At 66.9% G+C, this 14,379-nt stretch carries 15 protein-coding genes, 1 tRNA gene, 1 pseudogene and 1 other annotated feature; of the genes and pseudogenes, 10 read left to right on the forward strand and 7 right to left on the reverse strand.

What is annotated here, in order from left to right:
* Positions 1–30: 30 nt before the first annotated feature.
* Both AC0KTM_RS08940 and AC0KTM_RS08945 read left to right on the forward strand, forming a co-directional pair.
* The gene (locus AC0KTM_RS08940) at positions 31–1,122 is read left to right on the forward strand and encodes an IS630 family transposase (protein ID WP_238957904.1); all 1,092 of its coding nucleotides are present in this window, start codon (positions 31–33) and stop codon (positions 1,120–1,122) included.
* 29 nt (positions 1,123–1,151) lie between these two features.
* Positions 1,152–1,442, forward strand: a complete 291-nt coding sequence (locus AC0KTM_RS08945; protein ID WP_238957905.1) for a transposase — start codon at positions 1,152–1,154, stop codon at positions 1,440–1,442.
* On the opposite strand, the gene AC0KTM_RS08950 is transcribed toward AC0KTM_RS08945, so the two are convergent.
* From AC0KTM_RS08950 to AC0KTM_RS08960, 3 genes are read right to left on the reverse strand one after another with little or no spacing between them, the layout of a single operon-like run.
* The gene (locus AC0KTM_RS08950; protein WP_007172469.1) at positions 1,408–1,869 is read right to left on the reverse strand and encodes a DUF6262 family protein; all 462 of its coding nucleotides are present in this window, start codon (positions 1,867–1,869) and stop codon (positions 1,408–1,410) included. The two genes, AC0KTM_RS08945 and AC0KTM_RS08950, sit on opposite strands and share 35 nt — an antisense overlap.
* A complete protein-coding gene (locus AC0KTM_RS08955) occupies positions 1,859–4,144 on the reverse strand; it encodes a tyrosine-type recombinase/integrase (protein ID WP_225325992.1) in 2,286 nt (761 codons plus the stop codon). The genes AC0KTM_RS08950 and AC0KTM_RS08955 overlap by 11 nt, the downstream gene beginning before the upstream one ends.
* Positions 4,114–5,196, reverse strand: coding sequence for a tyrosine-type recombinase/integrase (locus AC0KTM_RS08960; protein ID WP_033717226.1), 1,083 nt, complete (start codon positions 5,194–5,196; stop codon positions 4,114–4,116). Before AC0KTM_RS08960 ends, AC0KTM_RS08955 begins: the two co-directional genes overlap by 31 nt.
* 155 nt (positions 5,197–5,351) lie before the next feature.
* Positions 5,352–5,469: a sequence feature (AL1L pseudoknot), on the forward strand.
* Here AC0KTM_RS08960 and AC0KTM_RS08965 point away from each other — a divergent pair.
* Positions 5,385–6,317: pseudogene (locus AC0KTM_RS08965) on the forward strand (IS3 family transposase); the annotation flags it as partial. (Overlaps the previous feature by 85 nt.)
* 91 nt (positions 6,318–6,408) lie before the next feature.
* The gene (locus AC0KTM_RS08970) at positions 6,409–6,753 is read left to right on the forward strand and encodes a hypothetical protein (protein ID WP_238957907.1); all 345 of its coding nucleotides are present in this window, start codon (positions 6,409–6,411) and stop codon (positions 6,751–6,753) included.
* Positions 6,754–7,065: 312 nt separating this feature from the next.
* Here AC0KTM_RS08970 and AC0KTM_RS08975 read toward each other — a convergent pair.
* Positions 7,066–7,151 (reverse strand) — tRNA-Leu (locus tag AC0KTM_RS08975).
* Between the two features lie 111 nt (positions 7,152–7,262).
* Here AC0KTM_RS08975 and AC0KTM_RS08980 point away from each other — a divergent pair.
* Together AC0KTM_RS08980 and AC0KTM_RS08985 are read left to right on the forward strand one after the other, a co-directional pair.
* Complete coding sequence (locus tag AC0KTM_RS08980; RefSeq protein ID WP_225330249.1) at positions 7,263–8,636, forward strand: M20/M25/M40 family metallo-hydrolase; 1,374 nt, start codon at positions 7,263–7,265, stop codon at positions 8,634–8,636.
* Positions 8,637–8,672: 36 nt separating this feature from the next.
* Entirely contained in the window at positions 8,673–9,203 is a 531-nt protein-coding gene (locus tag AC0KTM_RS08985; RefSeq protein ID WP_225330237.1) for a YbhB/YbcL family Raf kinase inhibitor-like protein, read from the forward strand.
* 66 nt (positions 9,204–9,269) lie between these two features.
* Here AC0KTM_RS08985 and AC0KTM_RS08990 read toward each other — a convergent pair whose 3' ends face one another.
* The 3 genes from AC0KTM_RS08990 to AC0KTM_RS09000 are packed head-to-tail and all read right to left on the reverse strand — an operon-like array spanning position 9,270 to position 11,700.
* Positions 9,270–10,334 carry a quinone-dependent dihydroorotate dehydrogenase gene (locus AC0KTM_RS08990; protein ID WP_225330248.1) on the reverse strand — a complete coding sequence of 355 codons (1,065 nt, stop codon included), beginning with the start codon at positions 10,332–10,334 and terminating at the stop codon, positions 9,270–9,272.
* 32 nt (positions 10,335–10,366) lie between these two features.
* Positions 10,367–10,636: a DUF5703 family protein gene (locus AC0KTM_RS08995; RefSeq protein WP_225330236.1), complete on the reverse strand. Its 270-nt coding sequence runs from the start codon at positions 10,634–10,636 to the stop codon at positions 10,367–10,369.
* On the reverse strand, positions 10,633–11,700 hold the full coding sequence (locus AC0KTM_RS09000; protein WP_472415457.1) for a YncE family protein: 1,068 nt from the start codon (positions 11,698–11,700) through the stop codon (positions 10,633–10,635). Before AC0KTM_RS09000 ends, AC0KTM_RS08995 begins: the two co-directional genes overlap by 4 nt.
* Before the next feature lie 109 nt (positions 11,701–11,809).
* Between AC0KTM_RS09000 and AC0KTM_RS09005 the strand changes: the two genes are divergently transcribed.
* From AC0KTM_RS09005 to AC0KTM_RS09020, 4 genes are all read left to right on the forward strand, one after another.
* Entirely contained in the window at positions 11,810–12,112 is a 303-nt protein-coding gene (locus tag AC0KTM_RS09005; RefSeq protein ID WP_225330354.1) for a hypothetical protein, read from the forward strand.
* 53 nt (positions 12,113–12,165) lie between these two features.
* A complete protein-coding gene (locus tag AC0KTM_RS09010) occupies positions 12,166–12,918 on the forward strand; it encodes a histidine phosphatase family protein (protein WP_238957909.1) in 753 nt (250 codons plus the stop codon).
* A 61-nt stretch (positions 12,919–12,979) separates the two neighbouring features.
* Positions 12,980–13,567 carry a DUF3090 domain-containing protein gene (locus tag AC0KTM_RS09015; protein WP_225330356.1) on the forward strand — a complete coding sequence of 196 codons (588 nt, stop codon included), beginning with the start codon at positions 12,980–12,982 and terminating at the stop codon, positions 13,565–13,567.
* Positions 13,551–14,366, forward strand: coding sequence for an SCO1664 family protein (locus AC0KTM_RS09020; RefSeq protein ID WP_255641715.1), 816 nt, complete (start codon positions 13,551–13,553; stop codon positions 14,364–14,366). The genes AC0KTM_RS09015 and AC0KTM_RS09020 overlap by 17 nt, the downstream gene beginning before the upstream one ends.
* Positions 14,367–14,379: the final 13 nt, after the last annotated feature.

A 14,379-nucleotide genomic window follows, 5' to 3' on the forward strand; every position in this document is an offset into this window, starting at 1 on the left:
TTAATTACGGCTCAGTTGTTAAACTGGGTGATGCCCACTCCGCGTGCTGCTGAGATTGTGTTGACTGATGCTGAACGTGCCGAGTTAGAGGGGTGGGCTCGGCGACGAACGAGTGCGGCGGGGTTGGCGTTGCGGTCGCGAATTGTGTTGGCGGCCGCTGATGGTGAGTCCAATTCCGACATGGCCGACCGGATGGGAATCTCACGCTCGACGGTCAAGCGGTGGCGTAACCGTTTTGTTGAGCAGCGCTGCGATGGCCTGCTTGACGAGCCGCGGCCGGGTAGGCCTCGGGTGGTCGGCGATGGGCAGATCGAAGCGTTGATCACCGCGACGTTGGAGACCACCCCGCCCGATGCCACGCACTGGTCGACGCGCTCGATGGCCACCCACCTCGGGTTGAGTCAGTCGATGGTCTCGCGGGTGTGGCGGGCGTTTGGATTGGCGCCGCACAAGCAGGATTCGTGGAAACTGTCCAAGGATCCGCTGTTCGTGGCCAAGGTCCGCGACATCGTGGGGCTCTACCTGGACCCACCCGAGCGCGCCCTGGTGCTCTGCGTCGATGAAAAGACCCAGATCCAAGCGCTCAACCGCACCGCACCGGTGTTCCCGATGCTGCCCGGCACGCCAGCACGGGCCAGCCACGACTACGTCCGCTATGGCACGTCGAGCCTGTATGCCGCCCTGGACCTGGCCACCGGAAAAGTCATCGGCTCTTTGCATGCCCGACACCGCTCCCAGGAGTTCTTGGCCTTCCTGAAAAAGATCGACGAACAAGTGCCCGCCGACCTGGATTGCCACGTCGTTCTCGACAATGCCTCCACGCACAAGACTCCTGCGGTAAAGCGTTGGCTGACAACACATCCCCGGTTCGTACTGCACTTCACTCCGACCGGCTCAAGCTGGCTCAACCTCGTCGAACGCTGGTTCGCCGAGCTGACCACCAAGAAACTGCGCCGCGGCACCCACACCTCGGTCCGCCAACTCAACGCCGACATCCGCGCCTGGATCGACACCTGGAACGACAACCCGCGACCCTACGTCTGGACCAAAACCGCCGACCAGATCCTGGCAAGCATCGCAAACTACTGCACCAAAATTAATGATGAACTACCCCAGGTTTAGTTCCGATCCTTATAGGAGGATTGGAAGCTATGCCCCGTCAGTATTCGCCGGAGTTTCGGCAGCGTGCGTTGCGGTTGTTGGACACTGTGATGGAAGCCTCGGAAGTGTCGGAGTTCGAGGCCATAAAGTCTGTCGCCAGCAAACTCGATATTTCGGAGGAGTCGGTGCGTCGGTGGCGACGCAAGGCCCAAGTCGATGCTGGTGAACGGCCGGGCATGACCAGTTCTGAGCATGCCGAGATCCGTAAGCTCAAGCGCGAGAACGCTGAACTGCGCAGGGCCAACGTTATCTTGGGCGGGCTCGACTGTTTGGGGGCGTGATCTGGGTGTTTGTGTCGTGGACGGTGTCCGTGATGTGGGTGTCGGCGATGCGGTTGGCGCGGAGCTGTCCGTGCAGGAGTGCGATCTGGTTTCGTAGTTGACGGTTTTCGTTGTCGAGTTCGCGGATGCGTTCGTGTGCGAGGGTGAGGCGTTGGCGCAGGGAGGCGTCGGAGCCGCGCTCGACTGGGGCAGGTGGTGCCGGCTCGGGCGTCTCCGATATGGCGGTCAGTCGGCGGAGTTGGTCGCGCAGTGCGGGCTGGGCATACAGCCATGAGCGGGAGACGCCGGCGAGGGCGGCGATCTGTGTGATAGTGCGCCGCTGGCCGGTTTCGCCGAGTTCCTGCAGGGCTTGCCGGGCGCGTTGGAGGGTGTCGGCGCGGCGGCGTTGGGCAGCGGCGAGGAGGTAGTGGCTGTTGTCATGGCGCATCGGATGGTTCCTTTCCGCAGCATGTTTCGCTGCCCGCTGCAGCGCACCGGCAGTCGCGTTGGTCGGTTTCGAGGGTGGCGATGATGGTAAGCAGGTTGGTTTCGACGGTGTGGTTCATCTCGGCCAGGCGGGTGTGGCCGTCGGTTTGAGCACGCGAGATCAACGTGCGGGTGTCATCGAGCTGCTTGCGGTGTTGGGGTAGGAATTCGGCGGTCGTGATGAACAGCGGACAAGTCAAACATGCGTTGGCGTGCGGGCACGATTTCTGTAGTGGCAGACCACAATAGCCGTTGGGCAGCGCTATTTTCGCGCGTGCAAGGTTCTGCTTCATCCACTCGCCATCGGCGAGGGGCCCGTCGACGGTGATGTCGACCGGCTCACCGTGGATGTTGATCTTCTGGGCGCGTTCCCACTGCTCTCGTATGGTGGTGTCGGCCAATCGGGCATACACGGCGGTCATGGTGTGGCTGGTGTGGTCGAGCAGGCGTCGGACCACTTCCTGCGGCACCTCATGGTTGATCCATCGTGTGGCCGCCGTGTGCCGGAACTGATGAGCGGTGATATGCGCTGGCTGACCGAGTTCATCTGTGACACCACATGTTTCGAGCCACTGCCCGAGCTGGAGGTGGAACGTCACGGTGGGAATGGGCAGCCGTCCGTCGGGGTTGGCGCTGCTGCGCGGCAGCAACACGGCGGTGGTTGGAAACCGCTGCCGGGTGCGCTCCTGCTGCGTCTGGATCATGGCGGTGAGTTCGTCGTCGATGGGCACCACCGCGTCGCGGCGCATCTTATGGTTGCGGTAGCGCAAATAGACCGCGCCCTGCGGGTCGCGAACCAGACAGTCCAGCGCCAGCCGGGTGGCGTCGCCAATGCGCAGGCCGGTGCGGATGAGGACCTCCACCAGCAGCCGGATCCGCGGGTCGCTGATCCGGTCGAGGTTGGCCGGGCTTTCCAACTGGCCCATGACGAACTCGGGAATCGCCCGCGGTGCCGGTGTCTCGTCACGGCGGGGCTGGTCGCTGGGATACAGCTGCGCCTCGGCCGGCAGCGATGCCCACCGGTGCTGGCGAACGGCATTCAGAAACCCGGTCACACAGCCGATCTCGGCGCTGCGGGTCTTCGGTTGTGGGATCTCAACGGCCAGTCGAGCCAGGTAGGCCTCCAGCGCTGCCCGCTCGAGCGCACCCGGGCCCGACGAGCTCGCTAGTCCGGGCATGAACTGCGACAAACGAACGAGCGCGAGGCGATCACTGCGTAGCTGCCCCAGCCCGACTCCGCACGACATGCGCCACCGGCACCATCGTTTGGCCAGCTCTCGAAGCCAGACTGGGTGCACCGCAGTGAAATCCAGTTTGGCCCCGTCATGGCCGGAAACACCGAGCCGCCGTAGCCGCCACACGTCACGCTGGTATTCGCTGTCCCAGCCGGTCCCGTCGCGCAAATCGAGCACGCACTCGATCGCGTAACCGAGGAACGCGCGCGGGGTGTTGACCGACGCCGCGGCCGGCAGCCCGGCCAGCCAGTCGGCCAGCGGACGATCCAGCAGCGACTCGGCCCCGGTTGCCGACAAGTGGTCCAGCAGCGGCTTGATCGATCGCGGTGTGGTGCGGGTTCGGTTCAGGTCGACGCGGCATTGCAGCGCGTAGCCGATCTCCAGCCGCAACTGCGGCCGCAGCGGCCGCAAGTCGAAGCGATCCTCGCCGTAGCTGGCGCAGTAGGCGATGAACTCCGCCGCCGACGGGCGACCACGCAGCCGCCACCGCCGGTGGTGGGAATGACACCACCCGGCGTCCAGTTCGGCCCACAACATGCACCCCGGGATGGCGCACACCGCTGCCGGCGTGCCGGCCACGTCCGGCTTCCACCGATCCACCACTGGGCGTCCGGCCTTGTCCCAGGCGTGGGAATGCGTGTAGCACAACCGATACCGATGCTGCCCGAAGCCGCAACCGGGCACCAGGCACGATTGCAGCGGCCGGTACCCCATCACCTCTGGATCAGCGGTCGCCGCCCACGCCCGTCGGTCATCCGGGCGACCCGCCTTTCTCCACCGGCCCAGATGGGCCGGGCAGAGCCCGGCGTAGCGACTCGAACGCACACACCCGGGCACCGCGCATGCCGGCGACCCGAGAATCGGATCCGCGACGGCGGGCACCAGCACCTCGACCCGGAACTCCGCACGCACCGCTGCGCCCAAACGCGCAACCCAGCCGGGCTCAATCGGCGGCGCCAGCACCTCGACGCTCACCACGACCCATCCCGGTCCGCCAGCCACCCCGCGGCCACCAACGCGCGGCGGGTGTCCTCGACCTTCAGATGCGCGTACGCGTCACTGGTCGTCGCGATCGACGCGTGCCCCAACAGATGGGCCACCACCTCGACCGGCACCTGGCGGCGCAACAACTCTGTCGCATACGAGTGGCGAAAAGTATGCGGCCCGAACATGATTCCGGTCCGCTCCCGCAATCGGCAGACCAAATCGTAGACGCTGGCATACGTCAACGGATACCCAATAGGACCGGACCACAAGTTGACGAATACGTAATCGCTGTCCAGCTCGCCGTACTCGCCATGCAGATAATCCGCATACAGCCGGATCACCGCGCCCGGCACCGGCACCTGGCGACCCCCGCCCTTGGCTCGGGCACGATTCGTATTCACCCTCGGCACCACCGTCACCAGCCGAGCAGCCGCATCGATGTCGCTGTGCCGCAACCCCAACGCCTCACCAACCCGCAGCCCGGATGCAGCCAGCAGAGAAAACAGGAACCGATCCCGCAGCCGATCACAGGCCGCCACGATCGCCGCGACCAGTTCCGTGTCCAGCGTGTCCGGGATGCGCCGCTGGGCCCGTAACCGGATCCGCCTGCTGCGCTCCGGTCGAGATCCCAGGTGCGCCAGCAGTGGTCGCCACGATCCACCATGTCCCTTATGCCGCTGCCAGGTCGTCAACAGATCACCCAGGTCCACTCCGTGGCGCTGATGGAATTCATAAAACGCCGAGATTGCCGATAGCTTGCGGTTCACCGTGGCCTCCGAGCACATGCTCTCCGCCGTCGGCAGCGCTGACACATTGCCCACTCGCCCCGCCGCGGGTAGTCGCAGCCACGCCACGAACCGGCCCACCTCCTCCAGTCGCACCCGCGACCACACCAGGCCGCCCCGATCGAGGAACTCGAACCAATCCCGCAGATCATGGGCATAGGCCTTGACCGTGTTCGGTGAGCGCTCGATCGCGTGCAGATGCGACAAGAACGCCTCGACCGGCTCCACCACCACCGCATCCTGATCCACCAGCGTCCACGATTCGCGGTCGCCGAACGGCATCACCACCGACTGCACCCGCAGCCCAGGACTCGTCACAGACACCGAAGATAACTGGTCCACAACGCATTTCCCGGCATCTCCGAACGCGTGTCGTCTACATGGTGAACAGCTTCCTCACGGCCTCAGATAACTAACGAGATTTTGAAGTCAGCGTCTGCGTTTTTTGCCGCGGAGTTCGACCGCCCCGCGACGAAATGATCGCCTACATCGATGCTCATCGCGATCAGTTCGGGGTCGAGCTCATCTGCCGTGTGCTGCGGGCAGCTATCCCCGGATTCCTCACCTCGCGGGGTTATCGGGCCGCGCGGACCCGACCACCGTCGGACCGGGAGATCCGCGATGAGCAGCTGATCGCTGACCTTGAGGCGGTGCACCGGCAGAACTACTCGGTGTATGGGGTCAAGAAGATGCACGCGGCGATGACACGGCGTGGTTGGCAGCTGGGCCGTGAACAAACCCGCCGGTTGATGCGCAAGGCCGGGTTGCGCGGCGCCCAGCGGGGCAAGCCGGTGTTCACCACGATCAGCGACCCGGCCGCGATCCGGCCGGCCGATCTGGTCAACCGCCAATTCCGGGCCGCTGCACCGAACCGGCTATGGGTCGCCGACATCACGTTCGTGCGGACCTGGCAGGGGTTCTGTTACACCGCGTTCGTCACTGATGCGTGCACCAAGAAGATCGTTGGCTGGGCGGTCTCGGCCACGATGCGCACCGAAGACCTCCCGCTTCAAGCATTCAATCACGCTGTGTGGCAGTCGAATACCGATCTATCCGAGTTGGTTCATCATTCCGACCGCGGATCCCAGTACCTATCGCTGGCCTATACCGACCGGCTGGCTGAACTGGGGATCGCGCCCTCGGTCGGGTCGCGTGGCGATAGTTATGACAACGCCCTCGCTGAAGCGGTCAACGCCGCCTACAAGACCGAGCTCATCAACCGCGGCAAGCCCTGGCGGTGCATCGATGATGTCGAACTCTCGACCGCCGAATGGGTGGCCTGGTACAACCAGGAACGCCTGCACGAAGCCCTCGGCTACGTTCCACCCGCCGAGTACGAGGCCGCCCTCACCGGCACCTCACACCCTGCGAGCCAGCCGACCCCGGCCCTCGCAACCGAGTAGGAACTAAACCTGGGGTAGTTCATGACTCAGGACACTAGACCCCGACGATCATCGCTGTGTTGAGGTCAATGTGGCAGGACCGGCCGCACTCTTGGTCGCCAAGATCATCAAGTTCGAGGAACGGCTCAACGACATCAAGGCCGAGGGCAAGCGGGTCAAGCAAAAAGACGCGTTGGATATGCTGCGTCTGCTTCAAGCTGTCGACACCGATGATCTGACTGTCGGTTTTCGCCTGCATATCGCCGAATCACACGCGCGAGATGTCAGCATCCGCGCGTTGGGCTTTCTCGAAAAGGAAGGCACGTCAGCTACTTCGGTTCTGCCGCAGGCCGCCGCGGCGGTCGACGGCGGCAACCCCACCACAGCGCCCAGCTTCGCAGCTCTGGCGCAGGATCTCCTCGGTCGTGTTCGCGACGATTTGGGTGTCACGCTATGACCGTGAGTGCTGGGTGCCGCCAGCGGCGGCGGCGGTGCCATATCGTCTGATGCTCAGTCGATCAGTCCGCGCACCTCCAAGTCGCCCCTTCGTGCCTCATGGCTCACCGTCGAGACGCTGGGAGACCATGGATTGCTGAACTGCACAAATGAAACTGTGTAAGACACCGTTCCATCGCGCCGGAGGGCAGAATCAGGACATCAAGCGATGCCCAATCGACATCAGCGTGGGTGTGATCGCGGCTTCGCCGCTCAACACACTCCATCGCCTCAGGAATGAATGCGAGCCTTCATTCCATTCGGCTCAGTCGTGTGTCCGAGGGGGGACTTGAACCCCCACGCCCATTAGTAGGGCACTAGCACCTCAAGCTAGCGCGTCTGCCATTCCGCCACTCGGACAAGGCCAAACCAGCATGGGTTGGCAGCTAAGGCTATCGGATCGCCCGCCGCGAACCCAATCCAGCTCCTCGGGACGGCTCGGTGCTCGGCCCGAGCCGTCCGGCCGTGGCAATGGTAGGAAAGGGGGTTGTGACCATTCACAGCGGGGCGACCGAGCAGCCGACCATCCCGAGCGACGACGTGGTCGAGGTGGTCAGCAAGCTGATCCGGTTCGACACCACCAACACCGGCGAACCGGAGACGACGAAGGGCGAGGCCGAGTGCGCCCACTGGGTCGCCGAGCAGCTCGCCGAGGTCGGCTATACGCCGCAGTACCTCGAATCCGGCGCCCCGAGCCGAGGCAACGTCTTCGCCCGCCTGCCCGGTGCCGACTCGTCGCGGGGCGCGCTGCTGATCCATGGGCATCTCGACGTGGTGCCGGCCGAGCCGACCGAGTGGAGCGTGCACCCGTTCTCCGGCGCGGTCAAAGACGGCTTCGTCTGGGGCCGCGGCGCGATCGACATGAAGGACATGGTCGGCATGATGATCGTGGTGGCCCGGCAGTTAAAGCGGGCCGGCATCGTGCCCCCGCGCGACCTGGTCTTCGCGTTCATCGCCGACGAAGAGCACGGCGGGACCTACGGGGCGCAGTGGCTGGTCGACAACCGGCCGGATCTGTTCGACGGCGTCACCGAGGCGATCGGCGAGGTGGGCGGGTTCTCGCTGACCGTGCCCCGCCGCGACGGGGGCGAACGTCGGCTCTACCTGATCGAGACCGCCGAGAAGGGGCTGTCGTGGATGCGGCTCACCGCCCGCGGCCCGGCCGGCCACGGATCGATGGTGCACGACCAGAACGCCGTCACCGCCGTCGCCGAGGCCGTCGCCCGGCTGGGCCGCCACCAGTTTCCCCTGGTGCTGACCGACACCGTCGCGCAGTTCCTCGCGGCCGTCAGCGAGGAAACCGGTCTGACGTTCGATACCGACTCGGGCGACCTGCGGGGAGCGGTCGAAAAGCTGGGCCCGATGGCCCGCATGCTCAAGGCCGTCCTGCACGACACCGCGAACCCCACGATGCTCAAGGCCGGGTACAAGGCCAACGTCGTCCCGGCGATCGCCGAGGCGGTGGTGGACTGCCGCATCCTTCCCGGCCGCAAGGAGGCCTTCGAGGCCGAGATCGACGAGCTCCTCGGGCCCGACGTGACCCGCGAGTGGATCAAGGACTTCTCGTCCTATGAGACCAGCTTCGACGGTGACCTGGTCGACGCGATGAACGACGCCGTGCTGGCGCTCGACCCGGACGCACGCACCGTGCCGTATATGCTCTCCGGTGGTACCGACGCGAAATCCTTCGCGCGCTTGGGTATTCGCTGTTTCGGCTTCAGCCCGCTGCGGTTGCCGCCGGATCTGGATTTCACCGCGCTGTTCCACGGCGTCGATGAACGGGTACCCATCGACGCGTTGCGGTTCGGCACCGATGTGCTGACCCACTTCCTGACCCACTGCTAGTTGACGAACGCAAGCCGATCATTCGAGAGGACTGCCATGAGCACCGCGCCCGACCCGTACGCATCGCTGCCGAAGCTGCCGACGTTCACGTTGACCTCGCAGTCGGTCACCGACGGCCAGCCGCTGGCCAAGCCCCAGGTCAGCGGGATCATGGGCGCCGGCGGTGAAGACGTCAGCCCCCAGCTGAGCTGGTCGGGATTCCCGGACGAGACCCGCAGCTTCGCCGTCACCGTCTACGACCCCGACGCGCCGACGGCCTCCGGGTTCTGGCACTGGGCGGTGGCCAACCTGCCCGCCGACGTCACCGAGCTGGCCGAGGGCGCCGGCGACGGCAGCAACCTGCCCGGTGACGCGCTGACGCTGGTCAACGACGCCGGGCTGCGCCGCTACCTCGGCGCCGCGCCGCCGGCCGGGCATGGCCCGCACCGCTACTACATCGCCGTGCACGCCGTGGACACCGACAAACTGGATCTGCCCGAGGACGCCAGCCCCGCCTTCCTGGGGTTCAACCTGTTCCAGCACGCCATCGCCCGGGCGGTCATCCACGCCACCTACGAACAGTCCTAACGGCGAGACTGTAACCACCGACGGGTGCACTCGGGAAATGCGTCGGTGGTTACAGTCTCGCGGGGCTCAACCCCGCGCCGCCGAGCCGACCGCGTCAGCAAGCGAGGCGAACCCGCCGTCGTGCAGCCGCCGGGCGATGCCGTCGTGAATCTGCTTGGCCCACAAGCCTCCTCCGTAGATGAAGCCGGTGTAGCCCTGCAGCAGCGAGGCGCCCGCGGTGATCCGCTCCCAGGCGTCGTCGGCGTTCTCGATGCCGCCCACGCCGATCAACACCAGGCGATCGCCGACCCGGCGGTATAGCCGGCGCAGCACCTCGACCGCGCGGCGCGCCACCGGCGGCCCGGAGATGCCGCCGGCGCCCAGCGCCTCGACCCCCGGGGTTTTCAGGCCGTCGCGCGACACCGTGGTGTTGGTGGCGACGATGCCGGCCAGGCCCAGCTCGACCGCCAGGTCCGCGATCTCGTCCACGTCGGAATCGGAGAGGTCCGGCGCGATCTTCACCAGCACCGGTGTGGTCGTCTCCGCGAGGACGGCCGACAGGATGGGTCGCAGCGACTCGACCGCCTGCAGATCACGCAGCCCGGGGGTGTTCGGCGAGCTGACGTTGACCACCAAGTAAGAGGCCAGCGGGCCCACCAGCCGGGCGCTCGCCCGGTAGTCGTCGACGGCCCGATCGGCCGGCGTTGCCTTCGTCTTGCCGATGTTGACCCCGATCGGCACCTCCGGCCGCTGGCGCGCGAGCCGCATCGCCAGCGCGCCGGCACCGAGGTTGTTGAAACCCATCCGGTTGAGCAGCGCCCGGTCGGCGGGCAGCCGGAACATGCGGGGGGCCGGGTTGCCGGGCTGCGGGTGGGCGGTGACGGTGCCGACCTCGGCATGCCCGAAACCCAGCGCGCCCCAGGTGAGCACGCCCAGGCCGTCCTTGTCGAAGCCGGCCGCCAGGCCAAGCGGCCCCGGGAAACGCACCCCGAACACGGTGCTGGCCAGCGCCGGATCGGTCGGGGCCAGCAGCCGGCGCAGGGCCCGGCGCGTCCAGGCGACGGCCGTGACTCCGCGCAGCAGGGCGAAAACCAGCGTGTGGATGCGTTCGGGCGGGATCACGAAAAACAGCCCTCGCAGCAGGCCGTACAGTCGGCGGCTGCCCTCGCGTGGCCGGTCGGGTGTCACAGTTCCGGCTGGTCGGGCCGTCGCCCGTCGTAGCCGGCGCCGTCTAGACGAGACTTCTTGCGGCGCAACAGCACTCGTCTGCTGCCGTCGGTGTAGAGCCGTACCCTTGTCAACTCCCAGCCGCGGTATTCGGCCTCGATGGACAATCGGGTCGACGCGCTGACCCGGGTCACGTCCGGGGGCAGCCGCAGCGGCGCCCATTCGTATTCGTCGGACATCTCGGTGTCCCAGCCCGCGGGCAGGCGGCTGTGCCGCGCCGCGGTCAACGCGTACCCGCCGCGTGGTCGATGACCTGAACTCCCGCACCGGATCCCGACACCACGTACAAAGTGTCTGACGCTTCGTCGAAGGCCAGTGAGTTGGGTTGCTGCACGGTCGGGTAACGCACCTTTTCGACGGGAATTCCGGTGGACAGGTCGTAACCAATGACGATATTGGAAAGGGTCGCCGAAACCCAGGCTAACGCGCGGGAACCGGCCAGGCCGTAGGGCGCCTGCGGAACCGGGTAGGCCTGCCGCAGAATTAGCGGGTCCACGCCGTACACCAGCAGCTGGCCGCCGCGGGTGTCGGCGACCAGCACCCGGCCCAGCGCGTCGGCGGCCATCGTGGTGGCACCCCTGCCGGCCCGCAGGGCCTGCTGGACGTGACCGTCGGCGTCGATCGTTGTCACCGACGTCTGCCCGCGGTCCAGCACCACCGTCGTATTGCCTTGTGTGGCAAGCCAATCGACGCGCGCGAAGATCTTATTGCGGTTGGCGACGCTCGCGCTGGTCACCGCGGCCGGCGTGGGGGAGGCCAGGGTGTAGACGGCGCCGTCGGCGCTGCCCAACACCAGCTTGCCGTCGGCGCGCTGGGCCACCGCGGTGAACTCGGTCTGGGCGGCCTCGGTGACGCTCACCTGCGTCGTGCGGCCGGTGGACAGGTCGACCGCGAAGTAGCCGCCACGCGCGGCCAGGTAGACCGTTCCGTGGCCGTCATGGGTCACCGCGGTGGCCGGGCCCGGCAGGTCGACGACGCGCGGTGGCGCCTGCGGGTCACCGAACACGGTGAGGCTGCCCGGCGCTGCCGGGTCGGAGCCCGGCGCCAGGACGGCCAGCTGATGGGTGCCGGTATCGAGCACCGCCGCCGCGGCGTGGCCGGCCAGCGGGCGCACCGCGCCGGCCGGCGGCTGCGACACCGGCGGCGACACGGCCGCCAGCGCGGGTTCGATGGTCCGCGGCGCGCCGGCAAGCGGATTCGACGAACAACCGACCGTCGCACCCAGCAAAACCGCAAGGCTCAACAAACCGCTTTGAGCTGTAAGCCTGCGGCGCTCTGGTCGTGACAGCAATTGCTTCCCTCGTGGTGCGGCGGTGGAACACAAATTCTAAGGAACGCGGTCGCGCCCCGCCGGGCCATGCTGCCCGCCTCCCGCCGTACCGGCGAGGTATCGTCGGCTCATGGCCGTCACCGCTGACCGTCATATGACGCAGAAAGAGTTTGCTGTCGAAGACATGTCGACAGGTATTTTCGCTAGCGGATACGGACAAGTCGGTGATGGGCGAAGTTTCTCGTTCCATATCGAGAATCGATCGCTGGTCGTCGAGGTTTACCGGCCGCGCCTGGCCGGGCCCGTTCCGCAGGCTGACGAGGTGGTCGCCACCGCGGTCCGCGGCCTCGTCGATATCGACCTCACCGACGAACGCAGCCTGAGCGCGGCGGTGCGCGACTCGGTGGCGCACGCGGAGCCGGTTTCGCGCTAGTGGTGATCGCAAGCGCGGCGTAGGAGTCCCACACGGGTAGCGTCGTGGTCGACATGACCGTCATTTTGTTGCGACACGGCCGATCCAGTTCGAACACCGCGGGCATTCTCGCCGGTCGTTCGGAGGGCGTCGACCTCGACGACAAGGGCCGCGAACAAGCCGCCGGGCTGATCGACCGGATCGGTGATCTGCCGATTCGGGAATTGATCACCTCGCCGCTGTTGCGCTGCCGTCGCACCCTCGAGCCGCTGGCCGACGCGCTGTGTCTCACGCCGCTCGTCGAAGACCGGCTCGCCGAAGTCGACTACGGAGAATGGACCGGCCGCAAGATCGGCGAGCTGGTGAGCGAGCCGTTGTGGAAGGTCGTTCAGGCCCATCCCAGCGCGGCGGTCTTTCCCGGCGGCGAGGGCCTGGCGCAGGTGCAGGCGCGCGCGGTGGCCGCCGTCCGCGAGCACGACCGCCGGCTGGCTGCGGCACACGGTGGCGACGCGCTGTGGGTCGCGTGCACTCACGGTGATGTCATCAAAGCGGTCATCGCCGACGCCTACGGCTTACACCTGGACGGGTTCCAGCGCGTCACCGCCGACCCGGCGTCGGTGAGCGTGATCCGCTACACCGAACTGCGCCCGTTTGTGTTGCACGTCAACCACACCGGCGCGCGGCTGTCCGCCGCGCTGCGGGCCGGGCCGCCGCCGAAGGAAGAGGCGAAGCCGGAAACGGACGGGCAGTCCAACGGCGAGCCGCAGGCACCACCGGCCGCCGGGCTGCCGTCCAGCGACGCCGTGGTCGGTGGTTCGACGGATTAATTCGGCCGCCACCACTATCGGATCGCACGGCGACGGCAACAGCCGGTATTTTGGAGGTGCCATGTCCCGCGCAATTCACGTCTTCCGCACCCCCGACCGCTTCGTGGCCGGGACCGTTGGCCAGCCCGGAAACCGCACGTTCTACATCCAGGCGGTGCACGACGCCCGAGTGGTGTCGGTGATTTTGGAGAAGCAGCAGGTGGCGGTGCTCTCTGAGCGCATCGGGGCGCTGCTGCTCGAGGTGAACCGCAGGTTCGGCACGCCCGTCCCGCCGGAGCCCGCCGAGATCGAGGACCTCGATCCGCTGGTCACGCCCGTGGACGCCGAGTTCCGGGTCGGGACCATGGGCCTGGGCTGGGATTCGGAGGCCCAGACCGTGGTGGTCGAGCTGCTCGCCGTCACCGACGCCGAGTTCGACGCGTCGGTGGTGCTCGACGACACCGAGGAGGGTCCCGACGCGGTGCGGGTGTTCTTGACACCGGAGTCGGCGCGGCAGTTCGCCACCCGCTCCAACCGTGTGATCTCGGCGGGGCGTCCGCCGTGCCCGCTGTGTGACGAACCGTTGGACCCGGAGGGGCATATCTGCGCACGCGCCAACGGCTATCGGCGCAATGCGCTGCTCGGGTCTGACGATGACCCCGAGATATGACGACCATGAGGTGTTGCGCAACGGCGAGCTGACGGTCATCGGACGGATCCGCTCGGCCAGCAACGCCACCTTCCTGTGCGAATCGACGCTCGACGAGCGCGCGGTGCATTGCGTCTACAAGCCGGTCGCCGGCGAGGCGCCGCTGTGGGACTTTCCGGACGGGACGTTGGCCGGCCGCGAGCGGAGCGCGTACCTGGTGTCGGCGCAACTGGGCTGGAACATCGTGCCCTACACGATCATTCGCCACGGGCCGGCGGGCCCGGGCATGTTGCAGCAGTGGGTGCAGCAGCCCGGCGACACGGTGGACACCGAGCCGCGGCCGGGCCCGGATCTGGTCGACCTGTTTCCCGCCGGCAAGGCCCAGCCCGGCTACCTGCCGGTGCTGCGCGCCCACGACTACGCCGGCGACGAGGTCGTGTTGATGCACGCCGATGACATTCGCCTGTGGCGCATGGCGGTGTTCGACGTGCTGGTCAACAACGCCGACCGCAAGGGCGGCCACGTCCTGCGCGACCTCGACGGCCACATCTTCGGGGTCGACCACGGCGTGTGCCTGCACGTGGAGGACAAGCTGCGCACCGTGCTGTGGGGGTGGGCCGGCAAGCCGATCGACGGCCAAACGTGCAAGGCCGTCGCCGGGCTGGCCGAGGCCCTCACCGGCTCGTTCGGCGACGAACTGGCCGAGCACATCACTTCCGCGGAGATCGCCGCGCTGCGGATGCGTGCGCACGCGCTGCTGGACAATCCGGTGATGCCGGGACCCAATCGGCATCGCCCGATTCCGTGGCCGGCTTTCTAGCGGTGATCGCCAT

The organism is Mycobacterium sp. NTMscope_Eco_3 (assembly GCF_976985685.1).

Excerpts from the sequence above, each read along its gene's own strand:
- AC0KTM_RS08960 (WP_033717226.1), bottom strand. The coding sequence starts at position 5,196 with ATGCCGTTCGGCGACCGCGAATCGTGGACGCTGGTGGATCAGGATGCG.
- AC0KTM_RS09020 (WP_255641715.1), top strand. The coding sequence starts at position 13,551 with ATGACCCCGAGATATGACGACCATGAGGTGTTGCGCAACGGCGAGCTG.
- AC0KTM_RS09015 (WP_225330356.1), top strand. The coding sequence starts at position 12,980 with ATGTCCCGCGCAATTCACGTCTTCCGCACCCCCGACCGCTTCGTGGCC.
- AC0KTM_RS08985 (WP_225330237.1), top strand. The coding sequence starts at position 8,673 with ATGAGCACCGCGCCCGACCCGTACGCATCGCTGCCGAAGCTGCCGACG.
- AC0KTM_RS08980 (WP_225330249.1), top strand. The coding sequence starts at position 7,263 with ATGGTAGGAAAGGGGGTTGTGACCATTCACAGCGGGGCGACCGAGCAG.
- AC0KTM_RS09010 (WP_238957909.1), top strand. The coding sequence starts at position 12,166 with ATGACCGTCATTTTGTTGCGACACGGCCGATCCAGTTCGAACACCGCG.
- AC0KTM_RS08940 (WP_238957904.1), top strand. The coding sequence starts at position 31 with ATGCCCACTCCGCGTGCTGCTGAGATTGTGTTGACTGATGCTGAACGT.
- AC0KTM_RS08950 (WP_007172469.1), bottom strand. The coding sequence starts at position 1,869 with ATGCGCCATGACAACAGCCACTACCTCCTCGCCGCTGCCCAACGCCGC.
- AC0KTM_RS09005 (WP_225330354.1), top strand. The coding sequence starts at position 11,810 with ATGGCCGTCACCGCTGACCGTCATATGACGCAGAAAGAGTTTGCTGTC.
- AC0KTM_RS08945 (WP_238957905.1), top strand. The coding sequence starts at position 1,152 with ATGCCCCGTCAGTATTCGCCGGAGTTTCGGCAGCGTGCGTTGCGGTTG.